The organism is Acidimicrobiales bacterium (assembly GCA_035533595.1).
Lineage (GTDB): Bacteria > Actinomycetota > Acidimicrobiia > Acidimicrobiales > Bog-793 > DATLTN01.
In genome coordinates, this window is sequence record DATLTN010000005.1 from 19154 (window position 1) to 38163 (window position 19010).

General features: G+C 72.2%; 21 protein-coding genes. 12 read left to right on the plus strand and 9 right to left on the minus strand.

The genetic code is table 11. The annotated features are described in order from the left end of the window. Positions 1–3 precede the first annotated feature (3 nt). Entirely contained in the window at positions 4–345 is a 342-nt protein-coding gene (locus tag VNF07_01005; GenBank protein ID HVB04817.1) for a hypothetical protein, read from the plus strand. 16 nt (positions 346–361) lie between these two features. Here VNF07_01005 and VNF07_01010 read toward each other — a convergent pair whose 3' ends face one another. Then, positions 362–922 carry a PRC-barrel domain-containing protein gene (locus VNF07_01010; protein ID HVB04818.1) on the minus strand — a complete coding sequence of 187 codons (561 nt, stop codon included), beginning with the start codon at positions 920–922 and terminating at the stop codon, positions 362–364. A 143-nt stretch (positions 923–1065) separates the two neighbouring features. On the opposite strand from VNF07_01010, the gene VNF07_01015 reads away from it, so the two are divergent. Further along, complete coding sequence (locus tag VNF07_01015; protein HVB04819.1) at positions 1066–2148, plus strand: tellurite resistance/C4-dicarboxylate transporter family protein; 1083 nt, start codon at positions 1066–1068, stop codon at positions 2146–2148. Between the two features lie 23 nt (positions 2149–2171). Here the strand turns inward: VNF07_01015 and VNF07_01020 are convergent, their stop codons facing one another. Then, a complete protein-coding gene (locus tag VNF07_01020; GenBank protein HVB04820.1) occupies positions 2172–2822 on the minus strand; it encodes a TetR/AcrR family transcriptional regulator C-terminal domain-containing protein in 651 nt (216 codons plus the stop codon). Between the two features lie 48 nt (positions 2823–2870). Here VNF07_01020 and VNF07_01025 point away from each other — a divergent pair, with 48 nt between their 5' ends. Together VNF07_01025 and VNF07_01030 are read left to right on the plus strand one after the other, a co-directional pair. Further along, on the plus strand, positions 2871–3155 hold the full coding sequence (locus VNF07_01025) for a hypothetical protein (GenBank protein ID HVB04821.1): 285 nt from the start codon (positions 2871–2873) through the stop codon (positions 3153–3155). A 54-nt stretch (positions 3156–3209) separates the two neighbouring features. Next, positions 3210–3638: a universal stress protein gene (locus tag VNF07_01030; GenBank protein HVB04822.1), complete on the plus strand. Its 429-nt coding sequence runs from the start codon at positions 3210–3212 to the stop codon at positions 3636–3638. 93 nt (positions 3639–3731) lie between these two features. On the opposite strand, the gene VNF07_01035 is transcribed toward VNF07_01030, so the two are convergent. Next, on the minus strand, positions 3732–6263 hold the full coding sequence (locus VNF07_01035) for a DUF3516 domain-containing protein (protein HVB04823.1): 2532 nt from the start codon (positions 6261–6263) through the stop codon (positions 3732–3734). 96 nt (positions 6264–6359) lie between these two features. Here VNF07_01035 and VNF07_01040 point away from each other — a divergent pair, with 96 nt between their 5' ends. After that, positions 6360–6722, plus strand: coding sequence for an RNA-binding S4 domain-containing protein (locus VNF07_01040; protein HVB04824.1), 363 nt, complete (start codon positions 6360–6362; stop codon positions 6720–6722). Positions 6723–6782: 60 nt separating this feature from the next. Here the strand turns inward: VNF07_01040 and VNF07_01045 are convergent, their stop codons facing one another. Together VNF07_01045 and VNF07_01050 are read right to left on the minus strand one after the other, a co-directional pair. After that, complete coding sequence (locus VNF07_01045; protein HVB04825.1) at positions 6783–7442, minus strand: hypothetical protein; 660 nt, start codon at positions 7440–7442, stop codon at positions 6783–6785. A 182-nt stretch (positions 7443–7624) separates the two neighbouring features. Next, positions 7625–7771 (minus strand): hypothetical protein, encoded by a 147-nt coding sequence (locus VNF07_01050; protein HVB04826.1) that lies wholly within the window; start codon positions 7769–7771, stop codon positions 7625–7627. Positions 7772–7776: 5 nt separating this feature from the next. Here VNF07_01050 and VNF07_01055 point away from each other — a divergent pair, with 5 nt between their 5' ends. Next, positions 7777–8478 (plus strand): DsbA family oxidoreductase, encoded by a 702-nt coding sequence (locus VNF07_01055; GenBank protein ID HVB04827.1) that lies wholly within the window; start codon positions 7777–7779, stop codon positions 8476–8478. 54 nt (positions 8479–8532) lie between these two features. Here VNF07_01055 and VNF07_01060 read toward each other — a convergent pair whose 3' ends face one another. Further along, positions 8533–9984 carry a L,D-transpeptidase family protein gene (locus VNF07_01060; GenBank protein HVB04828.1) on the minus strand — a complete coding sequence of 484 codons (1452 nt, stop codon included), beginning with the start codon at positions 9982–9984 and terminating at the stop codon, positions 8533–8535. A 192-nt stretch (positions 9985–10176) separates the two neighbouring features. On the opposite strand from VNF07_01060, the gene VNF07_01065 reads away from it, so the two are divergent. Further along, positions 10177–11403 carry a hypothetical protein gene (locus tag VNF07_01065; protein HVB04829.1) on the plus strand — a complete coding sequence of 409 codons (1227 nt, stop codon included), beginning with the start codon at positions 10177–10179 and terminating at the stop codon, positions 11401–11403. A 30-nt stretch (positions 11404–11433) separates the two neighbouring features. Here VNF07_01065 and VNF07_01070 read toward each other — a convergent pair whose 3' ends face one another. Continuing rightward, the gene (locus VNF07_01070; protein ID HVB04830.1) at positions 11434–12219 is read right to left on the minus strand and encodes an SDR family oxidoreductase; all 786 of its coding nucleotides are present in this window, start codon (positions 12217–12219) and stop codon (positions 11434–11436) included. 155 nt (positions 12220–12374) lie between these two features. Here VNF07_01070 and VNF07_01075 point away from each other — a divergent pair, with 155 nt between their 5' ends. The 5 genes from VNF07_01075 (at position 12375) to VNF07_01095 (ending at position 15668) form a co-directional block, all read left to right on the plus strand. After that, on the plus strand, positions 12375–12986 hold the full coding sequence (locus VNF07_01075; protein ID HVB04831.1) for a hypothetical protein: 612 nt from the start codon (positions 12375–12377) through the stop codon (positions 12984–12986). After that, positions 12983–13417, plus strand: a complete 435-nt coding sequence (locus VNF07_01080; GenBank protein ID HVB04832.1) for a hypothetical protein — start codon at positions 12983–12985, stop codon at positions 13415–13417. Before VNF07_01075 ends, VNF07_01080 begins: the two co-directional genes overlap by 4 nt. A 123-nt stretch (positions 13418–13540) precedes the next feature. Next, entirely contained in the window at positions 13541–13774 is a 234-nt protein-coding gene (locus tag VNF07_01085; protein HVB04833.1) for a hypothetical protein, read from the plus strand. A 106-nt stretch (positions 13775–13880) separates the two neighbouring features. Beyond that, a complete protein-coding gene (locus tag VNF07_01090; GenBank protein HVB04834.1) occupies positions 13881–14879 on the plus strand; it encodes an NAD(P)-dependent oxidoreductase in 999 nt (332 codons plus the stop codon). 342 nt (positions 14880–15221) lie between these two features. After that, positions 15222–15668, plus strand: a complete 447-nt coding sequence (locus VNF07_01095; protein ID HVB04835.1) for a hypothetical protein — start codon at positions 15222–15224, stop codon at positions 15666–15668. A 489-nt stretch (positions 15669–16157) separates the two neighbouring features. Here VNF07_01095 and VNF07_01100 read toward each other — a convergent pair whose 3' ends face one another. Beyond that, complete coding sequence (locus VNF07_01100; protein ID HVB04836.1) at positions 16158–17234, minus strand: hypothetical protein; 1077 nt, start codon at positions 17232–17234, stop codon at positions 16158–16160. Positions 17235–17338: 104 nt separating this feature from the next. Then, positions 17339–18952 carry a Rieske 2Fe-2S domain-containing protein gene (locus VNF07_01105; GenBank protein HVB04837.1) on the minus strand — a complete coding sequence of 538 codons (1614 nt, stop codon included), beginning with the start codon at positions 18950–18952 and terminating at the stop codon, positions 17339–17341. Positions 18953–19010: the final 58 nt, after the last annotated feature.

The window sequence follows — 19010 nt, forward strand, 5'->3', positions numbered from 1 at the left end:
GTCATGAGAACTGAGACAGCCGCACCCCCCACGCCGAGGCCCGCGAGGCAGACCGATGTTCGCCCCGACGACTACCTGTGGTTCGTCGAGCAGGGTGTCGGCAGCCCGGTCGTTGGCCCGGGCACCGACCGCTGCTCCCTCGAGGAGGAGCTCGACGTCGACGCCGAGGTGCTCGCCATGGTGCAAGCCGTCGCGACCCGCCTCGACCGGGTGAAGCGTGCGTTCGCTGAGGTGGGGACGAGCGTCCTGCTGGCCGAGCTGCGCCACATGCCCGAGTTGGTCTGTGAGGTGCTCGACGAGCTCGCGGACTTCACCGAGCACGCAGTCGGGGCGTTGCAGGCCTGAGCATCGGCACCCCCCGTTACACCGGGATCCTCTTCATCAGCTGACTCTTCGAGCCGGCGAGCCGGACCCTCTCGTCGTCGAAGTTCGCGACCATCGACGCCGGCAGCGAGACCTCGCGCTTGTTGAACAGGTGGCCGACCGTCACGAGAATGCGTTGGATGCGCCCGTCGTCCCCGTCGACCACGATCCCCCGGAGGCGCCCCAGGCGACCGTTGTCGGCGCGCACGTCCTCGCCGTCTCGGACCTCGACCTCTCCTGCAGGAACGGTGTGATCGAGCACGGTGCGCGCGATGGAGCCTCCGAGCGCCGCCCCGGAGAGGTTCGGGACCTGGTGGGCCACCGCCGCGCTCTCGAACGCCTCGTACTCGGCGCGGGAGCAGTCGAGCTTGATGTGCGCGGCGACGGACTCGACGCGGTCGAAGGGGACGAGGCGGCCGGTCTCCTCGCCGGGGCCCTCCACGGCGAGGTGCCGGAGGACCCTCCTCGCGGGATCTACCAGTGCCCGGTCGACCTGGCCGCAGCTCCCGTCCACGCAGTCGACCTCGGTGCCTGCTGTCAGAGTAAGTAGCTGGGTCATCCCTTTCCTCCTTCAGAGGTGCGGACATATAGATACCCAGATACGGCGTCGTTCATGAGTCCGTCCGCGCCGGCCACCCTCCCGAGGCAGGGATCGAATACCGTGCACATCGCAATGCGACAGGTCGAGCGGAACTTCGTCAGTTGCTGACGCCCGCCCCGGGGAGCACCTCCGGGGCGCCCGGGGTGAGCGCGCCGTCCGGCGCGTTGCGACGGCTGCACCCCGGCTCCTTCGCCGCGGTGATGGCGACCGGCATCCTGTCGATCGACACCCACCTCCTCGGCCCGGCGTGGCTCTCGCGGGCGCTGCTCGCGGTCGCAGCGACGAGCTTCGGAGCGCTGCTCGTCGCGACGACGGCCCGCGTCGCCTGCTGGCCGGCAACGGTGCTCGGCGATCTCCGGGATCCGACGAGCGCCTTCGGCTTCTTCACCCTCGTGGCCGGCACCAACGTGCTCGCCGTTCGGCTGCTGGAGGCCGGCCACCCCCGCTCGGCGCTCGCCCTCGCGGCGTTCGGGGGAGCCGTCTGGCTCGTGCTCACCTACGCGATCCCCCTCACCGTGCTGCTCACGCCGCGCGCCGCGACCGCGGCCCGCCATGTCGACGCCGGTTGGCTCTTGTGGGTGGTGGCCACGCAGTCGGTGGCGGTCGTCGGGGCCACGCTGGCCGTCGCCGAGCCCTCCGCCGGCGGGGTCCTCGCCGACGTCGCGGTCTCGCTCTGGGGGATCGGCCTCGCCCTCTACCTCCTCGTCACGGGGGTGATCGTGCTCGGCCTGCTGCGCGCCCCACCGACACCCTCGTCGATCTCGCCCTCGCTGTGGATCACGATGGGTGCCGGCGCGATCAGCGTGCTCGCCGGTGGCCGCATCCTCGAGCTTTCCTCTGACATCCCGGTCGTGCGCACGACGGCGTCGCTGATCGACGGCCTCTGCTTCGTGCTCTGGGCGGTCGGCACGTGGCTGATCCCGTTCCTCCTCGGCCTCGGCCTCTGGCGCCACGCGATCACACGGTGGCCGATCGACTACGAGGCGTCGCTGTGGAGCATCGTCTTTCCGATCGGCATGTACGCGGCGTCGAGCGACACCTATGCGAAGGCGGCGGGGATCGCCTTCCTGCGGCGCTTCTCGGTGGTGAGCCTCTGGTGCGGCGTCGCCGCGCTGGTCGTCGTCAGCGGCCTCGGGCTGCGGCGCTGGGTGCTCCGACGGCGCCCGGCGCCCGCGCCCCGTTAGCGCTCCGCACGCGCCGCGCGCGCTCAGGGCGAGGGGCGGTTCGCGTTGCGCTCGATGCCGTCGAGGAGGAAGCGGAGGCCGTCGGCGAACTGCTGTGGTGAGGTGAAGGCGGCGAGCTGCGCGCGCATCGGGTCGTCCGCCTCGCTCGTCGATCGAGAGCGCTCGCGTGAGGCCTCGAGCGCCGCGAAGCCGATCGTGTAGGTCTGGACCGCGGCGTAGGCGCGGAGCGCGGCGTGCTCGTCGAAGCCGCCGCGCTGCAGCACCGCGAGCATCGAAGCCATGCGGGTGAGCGCCGCCGGAGAGGCCACCGGGTGGCGGAGGTAGACGTGCATCGCGGCGGGCTGGCCCACGAGAAAGGCGCGCAGGCGCGCTGCGGCCTCGGCGAGCCATCCGGTCCAGTCGCTCTCGTCGGCGTCGGGGCGCCAGAAGCGCTCGAGGAGCCGATCGACGACCTCGTCGAGAAGGTCGTCCTTGTCCCGCACGTGGTGGTAGAGGGACATCGGGGCGACGCCGAGGCGAGCGGCGAGGGAGCGGATGGTGAGGGCGTCGTAGCCCTCGTCCGCGACGATGAGCGTCGCCGCGTCGACCACGCGCTCCCTCGAGATCGTCCCCCGAGGCGCCCGCCGCGTCTGCAGCGGGGAGGTCGAGGAGTGCGCCGACCCCCGTGCTGGCATTTCTCCACGATACCGCGCACGTACGCGTACAGAAGAGGTGTATCGTACATGTACGGTAGAGGTTCGAAAGAGGAGGGGGCCACGGAACTCTCGCTGTTCCTGATCGCAGTCGTCGTCGGCGGGGTGCTCTGGGTCGCGACCGCGGTGACCGGCGTCGCCGGGCTGATCGCGGCGGTCTTCGGCGAGCGCTTCGAACGCTGCCCGCGTTGTGAGCACTACGCGATGACCGTGGGCGGGCTGGCGCACCCGCAGGGCTGTCCGGCCGAACGGCACGGGCGGCTCGAGCACCATCGGACGAGCCGGCACCATGGGCTCCCGCTCCTCCATCACTAGGCCCCGCACGTGCTCAGAGCAAAGTCGAAGCGGTCGCCGGAGCCACTCAGCTGGGTGGGCGACGAGGCGATCGTCGTCGTCGTGGCGATCGAGGACTCGGCCTCCACCGAGCGTGCGACGACCTACGCGGCGGGCCTCGCTCGTCGGATCGGTGCGACCCTCGTCGTCTCGCACGTGCAGCCACAGCCTTGTTGGACGTGGACCGCCTGCGCCTCTCTCGCGTTGACCGCCGTCCCCGCCATCGATCGACCCTCGGACCCCGATCTCCCCGCCAGGTTGCTCGAGGGCGCGGCCAACGAGGGCCTCCGCGTGAGGACAGTCGCGCTCGAGAGCAGCAGCGGCGCCGAGGTCGCTGCGCTCGCCGACTCGCTGCGCGCCGATGCGGTCGTGCTCGGAGCCCGCAGGTCGCGCCTGCGCCTTCCCGGCTCGCTTGCCGGCCGTCTGCAGCGGCACGCACGCTGGCCGGTCATCGTCGTGCCGTGAGTTCGCCCCGTGCGCCCGCAGGCTCGCGCCGCGGCGGCGTCGCGAGCAGCGGCCCGCTCCTGCTCGGGCAGGTGTGAGGAAGTCCGACCGGCCTCATCCCTGCTCGACGCGCAGCGTCCGCCAGGCGGGCGAGCCCGCCGCGTCGGAGGCGGCGAGGCTGACCTCGGCGACGATGGCGAAGTCGTGGTCACCCTCCGGGTCATCGAGCACCTGCCGCACGTGCCAGCTCGCGGGGCCCTCGACGAGGGTGAACCACGCACCAGCGCGCGCCCCGGCGCCGGTCCCGATCGCCCCGTGCAGGGCGGAGTAGCCCTCGAGCGCGGCGGACCAGGCGGCGAGGTCCAGGCCTGCGGGCTCCTCGGCTTCGGCGAGCCCGGCCGCGTCGCGCCGTGCGGCGAGCTCGACCCGGCGGAAGGCGGCGTTGCGGACCATCACCCGGAAGGCCCGCGCGTTCGCCGTCACCGGTGGAGGCGGTGCCTCGCCGCTGTGCAGCTCGAGGCCGATCTCCTGCACGGCGTCATCGAGGGTCCCGGCCTCCGCTGCCGCCGCGAGATGCCTCCACTCGTCGATCAGGCTGGAGTCCACCTGGCGGACGAGCTCACCCAGCCATTCGGTGAGGTCGAGGAGCTCCTCGGTCTTCAGGTCCTCCGGGACGGTGCGCACGAGGCTCCGGTAGACGTCGGAGAGGTAGCGGAGGACGACGCCCTCGGAGCGGGTGAGGCCGTAGTGGGCGACGTACTCCGAGAAGGTCATCGCCCGCTCGAACAGGTCGCGCACCACCGACTTCGGGCGGATGGTGAAGTCCGCCGCCCAGGGATGGGCGACCCGGTACGAGTTGAACAGGTCGTAGGTCCAGTCGCGAAGGGGCTTCGGGTACTCGATCTGCTCCAGCGCCTCGATGCGCTCCTCGTACTCGACGCCGGCCGCCTTCATCGTCGTCATCGCTTCGGTCTTCAGCCGGTCGAGCTGCGCGACGAGGACGCGGGTCGGGTTCTCGAGGGTCGACTCGATCACGCTCACGACGTCGAGCGCCCAGGCCGGCGAGGAAGCGTCGAGTCGCGGGACGGCCTCGAGGACGAAGGGGCTGAGCGGACTGTCGAGGGCGAAGTCGACCTGCAGGTCCCGCAGCACGCGGATCGTGCGCCCCTTCTCGTCGGGCTCGTCGAGGCGCTCGAGGGTGCCCGAGGCGATCAGCGAGCGGTAGATCGCGATCGCCTGGCGGACGAGGCGCCGGCGGACCGACCGCGGCTCGTCGTTGTCCCACAACAGCTGGGCGAGCGCCGCGCAGCCGTCGCCCGGGCGGTCGAGCACGTTGAGCAGCGTCGAGTGGTTGACCCGCAGCTGCGAGACGAGGGGCTCCGGCGAGGCGGCGACGAGCTTGTTGAACACGGCCTCGTCCCAGGGGACGTAGCCCCGCGGCGGCTTCTGCTTGACGAGCTTGCGCGTCCGGCGGGCGTCGCCCGCGACCTTCTTCTGCGCCTGCTCGTTCTCGATCACGTGCTCTGGGGCCTGCACGACGACGAGCCCCGAGGCGTCGTAGCCGGCGCGTCCCGCCCGCCCCGCGATCTGGTGGAACTCGCGGGCGTTGAGGAGGCGGGAGGTCGTCCCGTCGTACTTCGCGAGGCCCGAGAGCACGACCGTGCGGAGCGGCAGGTTGACCCCCACTCCGAGGGTGTCGGTGCCGACGACGACGCGCAGCAGCCCCGCCTTGGTGAGCCGCTCGACGAGGCGCCGGTACTTCGGGAGCATCCCCCCGTGGTGGACGCCGATGCCGTGGTGGAGGAGGCGCGAGAGCGTGCGGCCGAACCCCGGGGCGAAGCGGAACTCCTCGAGCGCGGCGGAGACAGCGTCGCGCTCGGGCCTCGTCGTGAGCTGCGCGGAGGTGAGCGCCTGTGCGCGCTCGAGCACCTGGGCCTGGGTGAAGTGGACGACGTAGAGCGGTGCCTGGTCCGCCGCGAGCAGCGACTCGATCGTCTCGAGCAGGGGGGTGGCGCGGTACTGAAAGACGAGCGGAACCGGGCGCGTCGCGGAGCGCACGACCGCGACCGCGCGCCCCGTCCGGCGCCGCAGCCCCTGTTCGATGGCGGTCGTGTTGCCGAGCGTCGCCGACATCAGGATGAACTGCGCGCCGGTGAACTCGAGGAGCGGGACCTGCCAGGCCCAGCCGCGGTCCGGATCACCGTAGAAGTGGAACTCGTCCATCACGACCTGGTCGACCTCGGTCGTCGCACCGCTGCGGAGCGCCATGTTGGCGAGGATCTCGGCCGTCGCGCAGACCACCGGGGCGCGCGCGTTGATCGACGCGTCGCCGGTCAGCATCCCGACGTTCTCCGCGCCGAGGTCGCCGCAGAGTGCGAAGAACTTCTCCGAGACGAGCGCCTTCACCGGCGCGGTGTAGAAGGAGCGCTTGTGCTCGGAGAGCGCGGCGACGTGCGCTCCGAGCGCGATCAGGCTCTTGCCCGAGCCGGTCGGGGTGCTGACGATCACGTGCGAGCCGGCAAACACCTCGACGAGCGCGTCCTCCTGCGCCGGATAGAGCGTGAGGCCCTGGCGCTCGGTCCACCCGAGGAAGCCCTCGAGGGCATCGTCGCCGTCGGCGGCGCTCAGCTCGCGTAGGGACGACATGGTCACCCACTCTCTCGCACCGCCGGGGGGCCGCGGCGTCCGATCGGGGCGAGGGACCTCCCGTCGCCCGCGGGAGAGCCGTGACACGCTGGCCGCGTGGAAGTGACGAGGGTCGACAAGTGGCTGTGGGCGGTGCGCGTCGCGCCGACGCGCTCCGCGGCGAGCGAGCTGTGCCGGGCCGGTCACGTGAAGGTCAACGGGGCGAACGCGAAGCCGTCGACCGCCGTCCGTCGCGGCGACGAGGTGATCGCCCGCGCCGGCGAGCGGACACGCGTCCTCGAGGTCCTCGAGGTGATCGACAAGCGCGTCGGTGCAGCGTTGGCGGCCTCGTGCATGCTCGACCGCAGCCCGCCACCGCCGTCGAGGGAGGACCGGGCCGGCGTCGGCCTGCGCGACCCGGCGGCGGGGCGGCCGACCAAACGGGACCGCCGGCAGATCGATCGGCTGCGCGGTCGCTGACCGCCCGACGGGCCGCGGAGGAGCGGGTTTTCTGGCGTACGGCTCCGCGGTGGCGCGGCGCTAGCTGCCGGGGAAGGCCGTCCCTTTGGAGGGGCCGGAGGTGGTGGTGAGCCGGGCGGCGGCGGTCCCGCGCAGGCCCTCGGGGACGGTCGCGACGCAGACCTCGTGGCTCGGGCAGCGGGTCGCGGCGAGCCGGGTGCCGACGGCGAGGCCCGTCGGCCGGTTCAGTCGGGAGGCCGCTGCGAGCACCGCAGGCGAGTTCGCCGTCGGGAAGGGCTGTCCGAAGATCGTCGTCGGCCCGGTCTTCGGGAGGACCGAAATGGAATCGGAGGCTCCGCCGGAGAGGAACAGGTCGCCCGCGGCGTCAAAGACGAGACCGACGCCGGTGAGGCCCCGCCGCGCCGTCAGCGTGTTGGCGACGACGGCCTGTCCGAAGACCGTCCCGGACGCCTTCGCGAGGACCGAGACCGGCCGGCCGCAGCCATTGACGAGGAAGAGGTCGCCCGCCCCGTCGAAGGCGACCGCGTTCGGGTTGCAGACGCCGGAGGCGGCCGACGTCGTGTCGAGGCCGACCGGGACGCCGGCGGTGACGGGCTGACCGAAGATCGTCCCCGACGCCACGGAGTCGACGGCCATCGCGTTGACGCCGCCGCTCGCGACGAAGAGGTCACCGGCTGCGTCGAAGGCGACCCCGTTCGGCGCTGAGGTGCTGCTGAGCACTGTCCGCTGCGCCGCGATCGTCGTCGCGCCCGCCTGCCCGACGGCGATGCCCGCGGTCGCGACGAAGAGGTTGAGGACACCGACATAGGTGCCGAAGCGCCCGCCTACGAGCGCTGCCGCCCGCCGGCCCGTTCGGTCGCGCCGGCCTCGTCCCGGGTCGTGGGTCCGACCGCGCGTCGCCCCTAGCAGGTGAGCACTTCCGCATCGTCGGTGTCCTCCGCCCAGGATTCTGCGAGGTCCAGGCCGGCCGCTGGAGGAGCGGCTCGGTCGTCGGCTGGCAGCGCCCGGTCGCCGCGCTCGGAATAGCCGAGCGCGGCGCGCCGTTTCATGATCCATGAAGGTCGAGATCTTCTCCGACGTGGTCTGTCCCTGGTGCGCCATCGGAAAGGCGCGCTTCGAGGCGGCGCTCGCCCGCTTCGAGCACGCGGCGGAGGTCGAGGTCCGGTTCCGTTCGTTCGAGCTCGATCCGAACGCCCCGCGATCCTCGGGCGTCGACTCGGCGACCCACCTCGCCAACAAGTACGGAATGTCCCGCGAGCAGGCGGTGGCGTCCCAGCAGCGACTCGCCGAGGTCGCCGCCGAGGAGGGCCTCGAGTTCCACTTCGACCAGACGCGGCGCGGCAACACCTTCGACGCCCACCGTTTATTGCACCTCGCCGGCGAGGTCGGCGTGCAGGGAGCGCTGAAGGAGCGTCTGATGCGCGCCTACTTCGCCGACGGCGAGCCGATCGGTGAGCGGGCGACGCTCGTTCGCCTCGGCGCCGAGGTGGGGCTGAGCGCCGAGAAGAGCGACGAGATGCTCTCCGGCGAGCGCTACTGCGCCGAGGTGCGCGCCGACGAGCAGGCAGCGAGGGACCTCGGAATCAACGGCGTCCCGTTCTTCGTCCTTGACGGCCGCTACGGGGTGTCGGGCGCGCAGAGCCCTGAGACCTTCCTCGCCGCCCTCGAGACTGCTTGGCGAGAAGGGGCCGCGGAGGTCGAGTCGGCCGGCGAGGTCTGCGGCGCCCAGAGCTGCGAGGTCCCCCCGGCCCCCTGAGCGCGGCGCGGGAGTCCCGCCGGCTCGGCGCGGATGGCCGCGAGCGGAGCGAGCCTAGGACGCGCCGCTCGGTGAGGCCGCGGTGGTCGTGGTGGTGCTGGTGGCGGTCGTGGTCGTCGCCACCGGGTGCCGCCTCGGCTTTTGGTGGCGGGGTGGCGTCGTGGTCGTGGTGGTGGTGGTGCTCGTCGAGGTCGTCGTCGGCGCCGACGCATTGGTCGGCGCGGGCGGCGGCGGCGGGAGGACCCTCGGCTGGGCCGCACCGAGTTCGGTCGAGAAGTAGCCCGTGGTCACGGTGACGAGCGTCCCGTAGGGATCGAGCGGGTAGACCTGCGCGGCGTTGCCGATCGGGAGTTCCACGCAACCGTCGCTCTGCGGGTAGCCGTAGCCGGGGCGGACGAAGCCGTGCACCGCGTCGCCGCCGTTGAAGTACGAGACCCACGGGATCCCCGGGTCGACGTAGTGGCTGCCGTCGGGGTTGGTGCCGCTCATCGTCGTCACGGTGAAACGGGAGTAGACGGGGAAGGTTCCGAGCGCGGTCGGCGCGCCGCTCACGCCGGTGTTCACCGGCGTCTGGTAGATGACCTTGCCCTCCCGCCAGACGTAGAGCGTCTCGGGCTGGCTCTCGGTGACGAGCAGGTAGTCGTAGGGCCGCGCGGTGGGTCGGTGGGCGGCGACGACCGAGAGTACGGACTGCCAGAGGGCGCCCGTCGGTTCGCCGTTGATGTCGAGGTGGTGCTCGGACTGGAAGGCCATCACCGCGCCCTCGGTGGCGACGTCCCACGCCCCCGGCGCGAAGTTGGCGCGCAACGGTGCCGGAACGTTGGGGAATCGCCAGGTCAAGGAGCCGGCCACGGGGGACAGGGCGACGGCGCGCGGATTGGTCGGCTCCTTCCCGAGCGCCGTGGCCACCCTCGCGGCGGTCGCGCCGGGGCCCGCCGGTGCGAAGGCGACCGGCAGGTAGTGCAGCTCGGCGAGGAGCTGCTGGAGGCGGAGGATGGAGCCACCGGCGACGGTGAACCCGGTCTCGACCGTCGCCGGCAGGCGCGCGCCGTCGCTCGCCCGGAGCCCGTTCACGCCGCCGCGGATGAAGAGGTGCACCACGGTGAAGGGAAGGAAGTTCTCCTTCGGTGTGAACCTGAGCACCTTCGGGGAGGGGTGCGACCAGCGCCCCGAGATGGTCGGGGTGATCACTGGGTCGGGCACGTGACGAGCGAGCGGTGTCGAGAAGGTGAGCTCGATCGGCGCCGAGTAGGAGACGCCGGTGGCGTGCGTGGGCGGCGAGATCTCGACCAGCCGCAACGCCGCGGGGGGGCGGTGATGGCGGGGGAGCGCTGCGGAGCCGGCCCGCGAGGGGCTTCCCACCACGCTCAGCACGAGCGCGCCACCGAGCACGAGCACGGCCGTCAGGGTGGCGGCGCCCGCTGCCTGGCGCACGCGCGGGCGGCTGAGCGCCCCCCACCGCCGCGGTTGGCCGGGCTCTGACCCTTCGGCCGCGGCAGGGCTCACTGTTCGCCTCGGGCGGCCCGCGGGGCGCGCTCGCGCCGCCGGCGGTCAGAGCCATTACTGGCAGCGGAGAAAAGTGCGCGGGTCACCCTGGGCTGAGCGTACCCATCCACACCGCCGCTCAGACGGCGGCAGCACGGGGAATCCGTGCCGGGACCTGAGGTTTCGGCACGGCTCTGTCGATAGAGTCTGCCGGTGCGCACGCGGGCCGTTCGCGAGACAGGCGACCAGCGCGTCGCTGCGGTCGCGCCGGCGCGCGCCGTGGCGGTGCCCGACCTCCGCCACCCGCTCACCACCGGCGGGGTGCTCGCGCTCCAGCAGATCGCCGGGAACAGGGCCGTGCAGCGGGCGCTCGCCGCGGGGACCACGGTGCAGCGGCTGAAGAGCGATGCCGAACTGTTGAAGGGGCCGCTGCCCCCGGTCGGGGACCCCGACCGCGACCGGGCGGTGCGCCTGAGGATCAAGCGCGGCCAGAAGCAGCGCGCCGACGAGAAGAGCGCCAAGGCGGGCTGGTGGGGATGGGCCACTTCGTTCCTTCCGGGGAAGGTCTCGACGAGCGAGGCCGCCGAGGAGGAGAACGACGAGGGCGGTGACGGCCCCGAGTACGGCTCGGCCGAGCTCGCGAAGGGGGAAGGCGGCGCGTCGGTCGCCGAAGCCGCCTTCGGCGACGCGGAGCAGGAGGATGCCGACGAGTCCAAGAACCCCTTCGCCCCCTCAGAGATCGAGATCAACCTCGTGAAGGGCTCGATGGAGAAAAAGGGCACGAGCGTCGGCGACGTGAAGGGGAAGGCCGGTGCCTCCCTCACGGGGGAGGGCGGCCTGAAGAACACCGCGTCGCTCTCCGCGGAGGGGTCGGCGGGAAAGGCCACGGCCACCGCATCGACGCTCGCCAAGGCCGACGGCATGGAGGGGGAGGGCAACGTCGAGTTCGTGCTCGGAGCCTCCCATGAGACCAAGTCGAGCCAGTTGAACTGGGACATCGCCGGCCAGCGCCTCGAGGGAAGCGGCCAGCTCGAGAGCTTTGCCGGCGCAAAGGGAAGCGCGTCTGGGAAGGCCTCGTACAACGCGACGACGGGCGACGTCTCGGCGAAGGGCAAGGCGAGCGCCCTCGTCGGCACGGGGACCGAGGGAACGGTCACCGTGCGCCTGAAGAGCGGTGGCGCAAGCCTCGGCACCGTGCAGGGCAGACTCGGCCTGCACTACGGGGTCGGTGGGGAGATCTACGGGTCGATCTCCTGGACGGGTGGCAAGATCTCCTTCAGCTCTGGCGGCAAGGTCGTCGCCGGCGTCGGCTTCTCCTACGGCTACGAGGTCGAGCTGAACACCCAGGCGCTGGTGGAGACGTCCTCGTCGTGGGCATCCGCGCTGTGGAGCTGGTTGCCCGACATGACCGGCATGAACGAAGAGGATCTCTGGGTCTGAGAGCCCGGCGAGGCGCGCCGAGGCGCCCTGCTACCGCAACGAGTTCAGGCTGAAGAGCTGGCCCGTGACGCCGTCGTTCGGGAGGCCCGCGAGGAAGCAGGCGAGCTCGGCGACCACCTGCGGCGCCTTGAACCACTCTCCGCCCTCCTGTCGGCGGCGGGGGTGGTCGACGATGTCGGACTCGGTCGGGTCGCTTGTCGTCACCCCGTGCATCGCTGTCGCCGTCGGGCCGGGGTGCAGCTCGTTGACGGCGATGTGATCGGGCCGCAGCTCACGCGCCGCCGAGCGGAGGAGCGCCGTCAGCCCGGCCTTCGAGGCGGAGTAGCCGGCGTGCTCGGCGGGGGAGTGGAGCGAGGAGCCCGAGCCCATGCCGATGATCTTTCCCCCGCCCGCGGCGCGCAGATGCGGCACCGCGGCCTTGATCCCGAGGAAGACGCCGGTGAGGTTGATGTCGAGGCACTGCCGCCAGTCCTCCATGGGGAGCTGCTCGATCGGCAGCCGGCCACCGTTGACCCCGGCGTTCAAGAGCACGACGTCGAGGCGGCCGAAGCGCTCGACAGCGTGCGCCATCAGCCGCTGCATGTCCTGTTCGGAAGCGACGTCGGCGGGCAGGATCTCCGCCTCCCCGCCTCGCGAGGTGATCGCCGCGGCGGTGTCCTCGAGCTCGGCGCGGCTGCGGGCGCTGCACAGCACGCGCGCCCCGCGCTCCGCCCAGGCGAGCGCGATGGCACGCCCGAGGCCCCGGCCGCCTCCGGTGATCACCGCCACCTGGTCGGCGAGGTTCCGCTCTGTCGTGTCCGTCGTCCGCTCGCTCATCTCGGCCTCCCGCCAGTCCGGCCTTCGCCGGTCACTGTCACGACGACGGTACCCGCGCCTCAGCCCGCCCTCGAGCTCGGGAACCCTCCCGCTCAGGTGTGCCGGCGGTATCGTGTCCAGTCGTTGCGCTTCGCGCCAGAAGGGGGGACTGGGCCATGACGATGACCTCCGTGGAGGCGGCTGCGCCAGAGCACGATGCACCGCCACCGCCTCGTCATTTCGAGATCGTTCCGCTGAAGGGGCTGCCCATCGTCGGCGTCCTGATCGTCGGCCTCGTCGTCAGCATCGCGACGAACCACTACTGGGCGCTCGACTTCTTTCACGTCGTCGCCGGCGGGCTGTGGACCGGTATCGACCTCTTCCTCGGCTTCGTGATCGGCCCGATCCTCGGTCGGCTCTCGATCCCCGCTCGCGTCGAGTTCTCGAGCCGCTTCATGCCGAAGATGGTCCTCATCATGCCGACGCTCGTCGTCTGCACCCTCGCGGCGGGGTGGCAGGTCGCCCGCCACGACGGGTACCTCCTGTCGAACTACTCGCACCACGGCTGGATCGTCGCGTCGTTGATCGTCGTCGCCGTGATGGCGGTGGTCGCCCTCGGCCTCCTCGAGCCAGCGAACATCGCCGTCCTCTTCGAGCTCAACAAGCCGAGGCCCAACGGCGAGGTGATCGGTCGGCTGATGAAGCGGTTCATCTACACCGCCGGCGTCACCGGCGCGATGCAGGTGGCAACGCTCGTGATCATGACCAGGATCGCGACGGCGTCATGACCGACGCCGACCGCAGCACGCAGGTGGCCGCGAGCGAGCGCCACCTCCCGCCTGTCGCCGAGCTCGTGGTGGCCTCAGTCGCGCTGATGCTCTCCGGCGGCGTGTACCTCGCTGCGCACCTGCCGCATCCGCCGCCCCTCGCGCCGGCGATCGGACTGCTCGCCGGCGGCGGGGTGCTCACCGTCGCCGCAGTGGTGCTCCTCAGCCGTATTCGGCCCTTCGCGTGGACGACCTTCTTCCTCGTCGCGCGCTGGTCCTTCGTCGCCTATCTGGTGATCGCCGGCCTCCTCGGCTTCGTGTTCATCTACGACCACACCCGTGGCGCGACGCTCACCGTGCTACTGCTGACGCTCGTCGTCTTCGCGGTCGACGTGCCGGCAATCGTCGCCTTCACGGTGGCGCGCTACGAGGAGACAGACCCGAGAGGCTGACGTCCGCGCACTCGCTCTCGTAGTCGGAGGGCCGCAAAGGCCTTGCCTCTTCGCGCGATTCTGCCTCGGCATGTGACAGTACAAAAGGTACATTCGTCGTGAACCTTCCGGGGAGGTCGACGAATGCGCTTTCTGACGCGGCCCGCATCGCTGCTCGCCGGAACCCTGTTCGAGCTCGCGGTGGCGATCTATGTCGTCGCCTCGATCGCGACCGCGCTCGGGAATCTCGGTCCCGTGACCATCCCGGTCACGCCGACGACCACCACGATCGCCGGTACCCAGCGCCCGGCCGATGACGCTCGCCGAGGTCATCGCCCGGGAGACCGTGCGCAAGCCGATCGCGCACCGCGTCGCTGAGCGCCGTCCGGGGCTGTACCTCTGAGTGGCGCGGCCTCTGGGGTGGCGCGTTCGCCTGGGGGCCCCGGCCTCGCGGGCGCGCCGCGTGCTCCGCGAGACTGGGTCCGTGGACAGACCGCGCGTGCTCTTCGCCGGTCCGGAGTTTCCGGCGGCGAGGGGCCATCTGGCAGTGGTCGTCCCCGGAATTCAAATGGCCGATCTCGACCGCTCGGGCGCCGGGGTCGCGAAGGGTGCCGAGGTGCTCGTCCCACTCATGGCGCCGGTCGACGCCGCGCTCCTCGACACGGTCTCGGGGCTGCGCGTCGTCCAGCAGTGGGGAGCGGGGCTCGAAGGCGTGGATATCGCCGCCGCGACCGAGAGGGGAATCGCCGTCGGCAACGTGACGAGCCTCGAGTCCGGTAGTGCGGACTCGGTCGCCGAGTGGTGCGTGATGGCCGCGCTGGCGCTCTCACGGCGCCTCGGCCAGCTCGATCCGGCGATGCGCGCGGGGAGCACGTGGGGAGCGCCCATCGGCCGCGCTCTCACCGGCAAGAGCGCGGCGATCATCGGGCTCGGCGGCATCGGTCGCGCCCTTGCCGCCCGCCTCTCGGCCTTCTCGATGGAGCTCGCGGCGGTGACGGCGCACCCGCAGCGGTCACGATCGATGCTCCCCGGGCTGCGGGAGGTGTACGGCCCGGCCGCTCTCGCAGGGGTGCTGCGCACGAGCGACTTCGTCTTCCTCTGTCTCCCGCTCACCCCCGAGACACGGGGGATCATCGGTGCACCGGAGCTGCAGCTCCTTCGGGAGGAAGCCTGTCTCGTGAACGCCGGGCGTGGCGCACTCGTCGACGAGGAGGCGCTCGTCGCGGCCCTCGCCTCGGGACGCCGGCTCACGGTCGCGCTCGACGTCTACTGGCGGGAGCCGCTCGAGCCTGACCACGCGCTGCTCGGGCATCCCCAGGTGCTCGCCACCCCGCACATCGCGGGGATCACCGACGACGCCTACGAGGCGATCGCCCTGCGCTTCGCCGACCTGTTCCACCGGCTGGAAGGGAGGCTCCCCCTGGGGCACTGTGTGAACTGGGCCGAGGTGGCCCCCCGCTTCTACGCGGAGCGCACCGCCTGACACCGACAGGTTGTGGTGGCGGGTGGACCTCGGCGATGCCCGCAGGTGGAACGAGCGAGAAGCGCAGCGCGCTGGTGACGCCGCCTTCGGGCAATTCCTGGTAGTTCCGCCAGGGATCACGAATGAATTCGGCGTACAATTAGTTCGACATGCGAACGGATCTCCTCTTCGGGCGCGGAGCCGCCGCCGCGAGACGGAGCCACCGGTGGCTTCCCTCGCGGGCAGCAAGGCCCTGAAGGCGACCACCATCGTGGTGCGGGCGGCCGTGCCGCCACGTCACCGCTGAACCGGGCTCGCGCGTGGCCGCGGGCGCAGTGGCAATTCCATGAAGGAGGCGGCGACATGGCCGAGGTAGCGACCGAGCAGGCCCGTTCCGAGAGCGACGGCCGCGTCTTTGAGTTCGGGGGCCTCCGCTTCGACGTGTCCTTCCGGGGGCGTGGCCCGACGCTGCGGGTGCTCGGCCCCGACGGCCCGCTGTGGGCGGAGATGCTGCGCTTCGACGACTTCGCCGAGGAGCCCCACTTCCACGCACCCCCCGCGGACCGCTTCGCGTTCGACCGATCCCTCGGCGACCCGCTGGCCTGGTTCATCGCCCAGGTGCGCGACCACCTCGCGGAATGGCTCGAGCGGGCCGGCTTCGCGGCGGTGCTCGCGCGCGTCGATGTCGCCGAGGTGACGCGGCACGCCGAGGAGCTCGAGCGGGCGATGGCGGTCTTCGTGCCCGACGGTTACACCCGAGTGCCCGGCCGCGGGCTGCAGCCGATCGCCGCACCCCCGGCGCCAGCCTGAGCCCGCCTCCAAAAGTGACGTGGCGAGCGTCCTGAGAGGCCGCGCGCAGTGGCGCGTCGGTACCCTTTCTCGATGACGATCCTCAAGCGAGCCGCGCGGATCTTTCCCGTTCGTGATCTGCGCGTCGCGTTGGCCTTCTACGAGCGGTTGGGCTTTTCCACGCGGAAGTACTACGACGGCTACGGCTTCGCGAGCCGAGATGGGGTCGAGCTCCGCCTGGGGGTGGTGCCAGGTCAGCAGGCGCCAGCAAGGCACGCCCCGCGTACCTGTAGGTGGACGACGCCGACGCAATTGCACGCGAATGGCACACGGTCGGGGCAGACGTCCACTTGCCAGAGGACACCGAGTGGGGTCAGCACGAAGGAGCTGTCGTCGATTCCCGACGGCAACGTCTTGAGATTCGGTTCGCCGCCGAGGGCCCGACACTGGGTTCGGCCAGAAGTCGGCGGCGGTCGCCACGGCGGCCGGGCGCGCCAGCTGTCGCTGGAGCTACTCGCCGCCCTCGCCGAACAGCGTCCCGACACCCTCGACGACGTCGTCGGTGAGGCCGGGGCTGGTCTCGCGGCGCTCGTTCTGGCGGCGCGCCCAGAACTCCTCGAACTTCGCCTTCTCCTGAGCGGGCTTGCCCACCGGCTCGCCGGACTTCAGCCGTCGCTCGTACCACTGGCGGAAGGCGGTGGTCTTCTCGGTGCGCGCGCCGCGCACCTCGGAGCGCCGCGCCGTGCGCCGTTCTGATCCCCACATCCGCTCGTCCCGCAGGCGCGCCCGGCGTTCCATCCCCGGGCGGCGACGCCCCGACAGGTCCGGTGCCCGACGCCGCCGTAGCTCGCTGCGCGCCGTGCCGCGGCGGTTGCGCGCGAGGCGGGCGCGGCGCTCCGCCATGCGGATCGCATAGGGGTCGTCGCTCGTGATCGCGTTCGAGCGGGGGCGGGTGGTGATCCCCTCGGACTCCTCCATCGACATCGTCTCGGTCTCGGGCTCGCCCGAGGTGACGCCCCCGCCGGGGGTGGCGCCCGGCCTCGGGCGGGGGCCGACGAGGGGCCGCCGGGTGGGTGCCTTCGCCTTCGGCGTGAGCGCGGCCTTCTTCTTCGCCTCTTCCTCGGCCTTTTTCTTCGCCTCGGCTTCCTTTTTTTTCTTCTTCTTGCCGCCGAACATCTCCTCGAACAGGTCGCCGGCGAACTCGCCGACGAGCTCGCCGAGGAAGCGCTGGGCGGTCGGCAGCTCCTGCGCGGTCGCCGACTCCTCCCGCTCCGGGAGCGGGCGACCGAGCAGCGCGCCGGCGTTGCGGTTGCCCACGCCGCCCGTCGCCAGCTGGTGGAGGACCGGTGCCGGGATGCGCTGCACGGCGTTGTCGCCGGCGAGCGCCGACCGCAGTGCCCGGTTGCCGACGAGCCGCTGCAGGCCGTGGATGCCGCGGGGGAGCGGCGCGCCCTCTCCGGTGTCGACGACGGAGGGGGAGCGGCGCGCGAGGCCGCGCCCGGCCTGCTCGTTGGCCTCCTCGGTGACCCGAAGCTGGTCAGCGCGCTGGGTGCCCTGCGCCTCGCCCTGTTTTGTCGGTGTCGCCATTCAGTGCTCGACCTCCAGTCGCTGAGGGTAGTGCGCGGCGGAGCATCGCACCACGTCCAGCGGGCGGTTTGCCCCCGCGCCCCGCGGTGGGGAGGAGCAGGGGATCAGCCGGCGAGCGCGACGCCGGTCGCCGCGACCAGCGAGGCGGTCACCGCCGCCAGCACCTCGGAAGGCGGCGGCCCCTCGGGCGTCTCGGGCGGCGCCTCGCGCACCTCGGCAACCGTCTCGGCCCAGCGCGCCGTCCACGAGGAGGGCCAGGCGAGGGCGCGCGCCGTCAGCTCGCAGGCTCCGAGGGCGTGCGCGGCGAGGACGCCGCCGGCGCCGGAGGAGCCGAAGGCGGCGGCCAGCGCGACCGTCCCACCGGCCTGCAGCGCCGCGGAGGCCGTGCTCCAGGCGCCCCGCCACGCGGCGGCGACCGTCCGGTCGCGCCCGCGTGCCCAGCGCGCCGAGCTCTCGGCGTTCCAGACGTAGGGCCAGGCGAGCTTCCAGGGCTCCCTCTGGGTGTCGGAGAAGGCGTTGTCGAAGGCCGCGCTGGCGGCCTTCTCGGCTTCGGCGATCGAGCCCAACGCCTCGGCGGCTGGACCCTCCCCGTCGATCGGCGACGAGTCGCGCAGCGCCGCTGCCGCGTCCTCGGCGCCGGCCGCCTCCAACCAGAGGGGCAGGTGGGTGCGGACGAGGAGGTCGAGCGCCCACCACCGCGGCGCCGCCCCCTCCCCGCCGAGGCGTGCGCAGAGTGCCTCGGCGATCCGAGGATCGGGCTGTCCCGAAACGGCGGCCGGCAGCGCGGCGAGGACCGCGGCGAAGTCGCGGAGCGGGCCGGCCGCTTCTGCGGCGTCAGCCTCGGGGAGGAAGTCCACGCTGCCCGCTGTCGGCGCGGCCGCGGCCGCGGCGGTGTCGGCGGCGATGCCGAGCGTCGCCGACAGCCAGGACCGCGCGAGCGGGCCGGGGCGCTCGGCGGCGGGCGACACCGCGGCGTCAGGTGGCGCGTCCACGCCGCCGGCCGAGAGGTCAGAGGCGGGGGTCGTCACCACGAGGCCGCTCGGGAGCGCCCCGAGGCGGTCACCCGCGACGAGCAGCGTGCTCACGTCGTCGAGGGGCGTCACCATCACCTCGACCGAGGTCGCCGGCGCGTCGAGGAAGGCGTAGGGGGAGGCGGTCGCGGGGAGCGCGCCTGCGCCGGCGAATCGCGCCTCGAGGACCTCGAGCCAGTTCGCCTCCACGACCGAGAAGCGGAGATGGCGGAGGATCTTCGGGTCGCCGAGAGCGCCCAGCTCCGGGAAGACGGGCGGCTCCCCCTCGCCGAGGAAGGCCCACAGCATCCCGCCGTGCTCGGTGAGCGGGTGGGCGCGGATCTGCACGTAGTCGCGGGTGATCAGCCCCTCGAGGGGGATGTCGACGCAGTGGCCGGTGTTGTCGAAGCACCAGCCGTGGTAGGGGCAGCGCAGGCCGACATCGGCGGCGACACCCCACTCGAGGCTCACCCCGCGGTGGGGGCAGCGGTCCCCGATCAGCCCGTAGCGGCCGAGGCGGTCCCGGTAGCAGACGAGGTCCTCGCCGAGGAGGCGGACGCGCCGGGCGTGCTGGCGGTTGAGGATGTCGAGGGGGAGGACCGGCAGCCAGTGGCGGCGCAGCGCCTCACCGACCGGGGTCCCGGGAAAGACCGAGAACGCCGGCCGCTCGTCGGGGGGGACCTCGGTGGCGGCCTCCGTGGTCGTCATGGCGCACCGTCCACAGAACCGGCACCGGGGCGCGCCGCGCGAAGGTCAGGCAACGGCA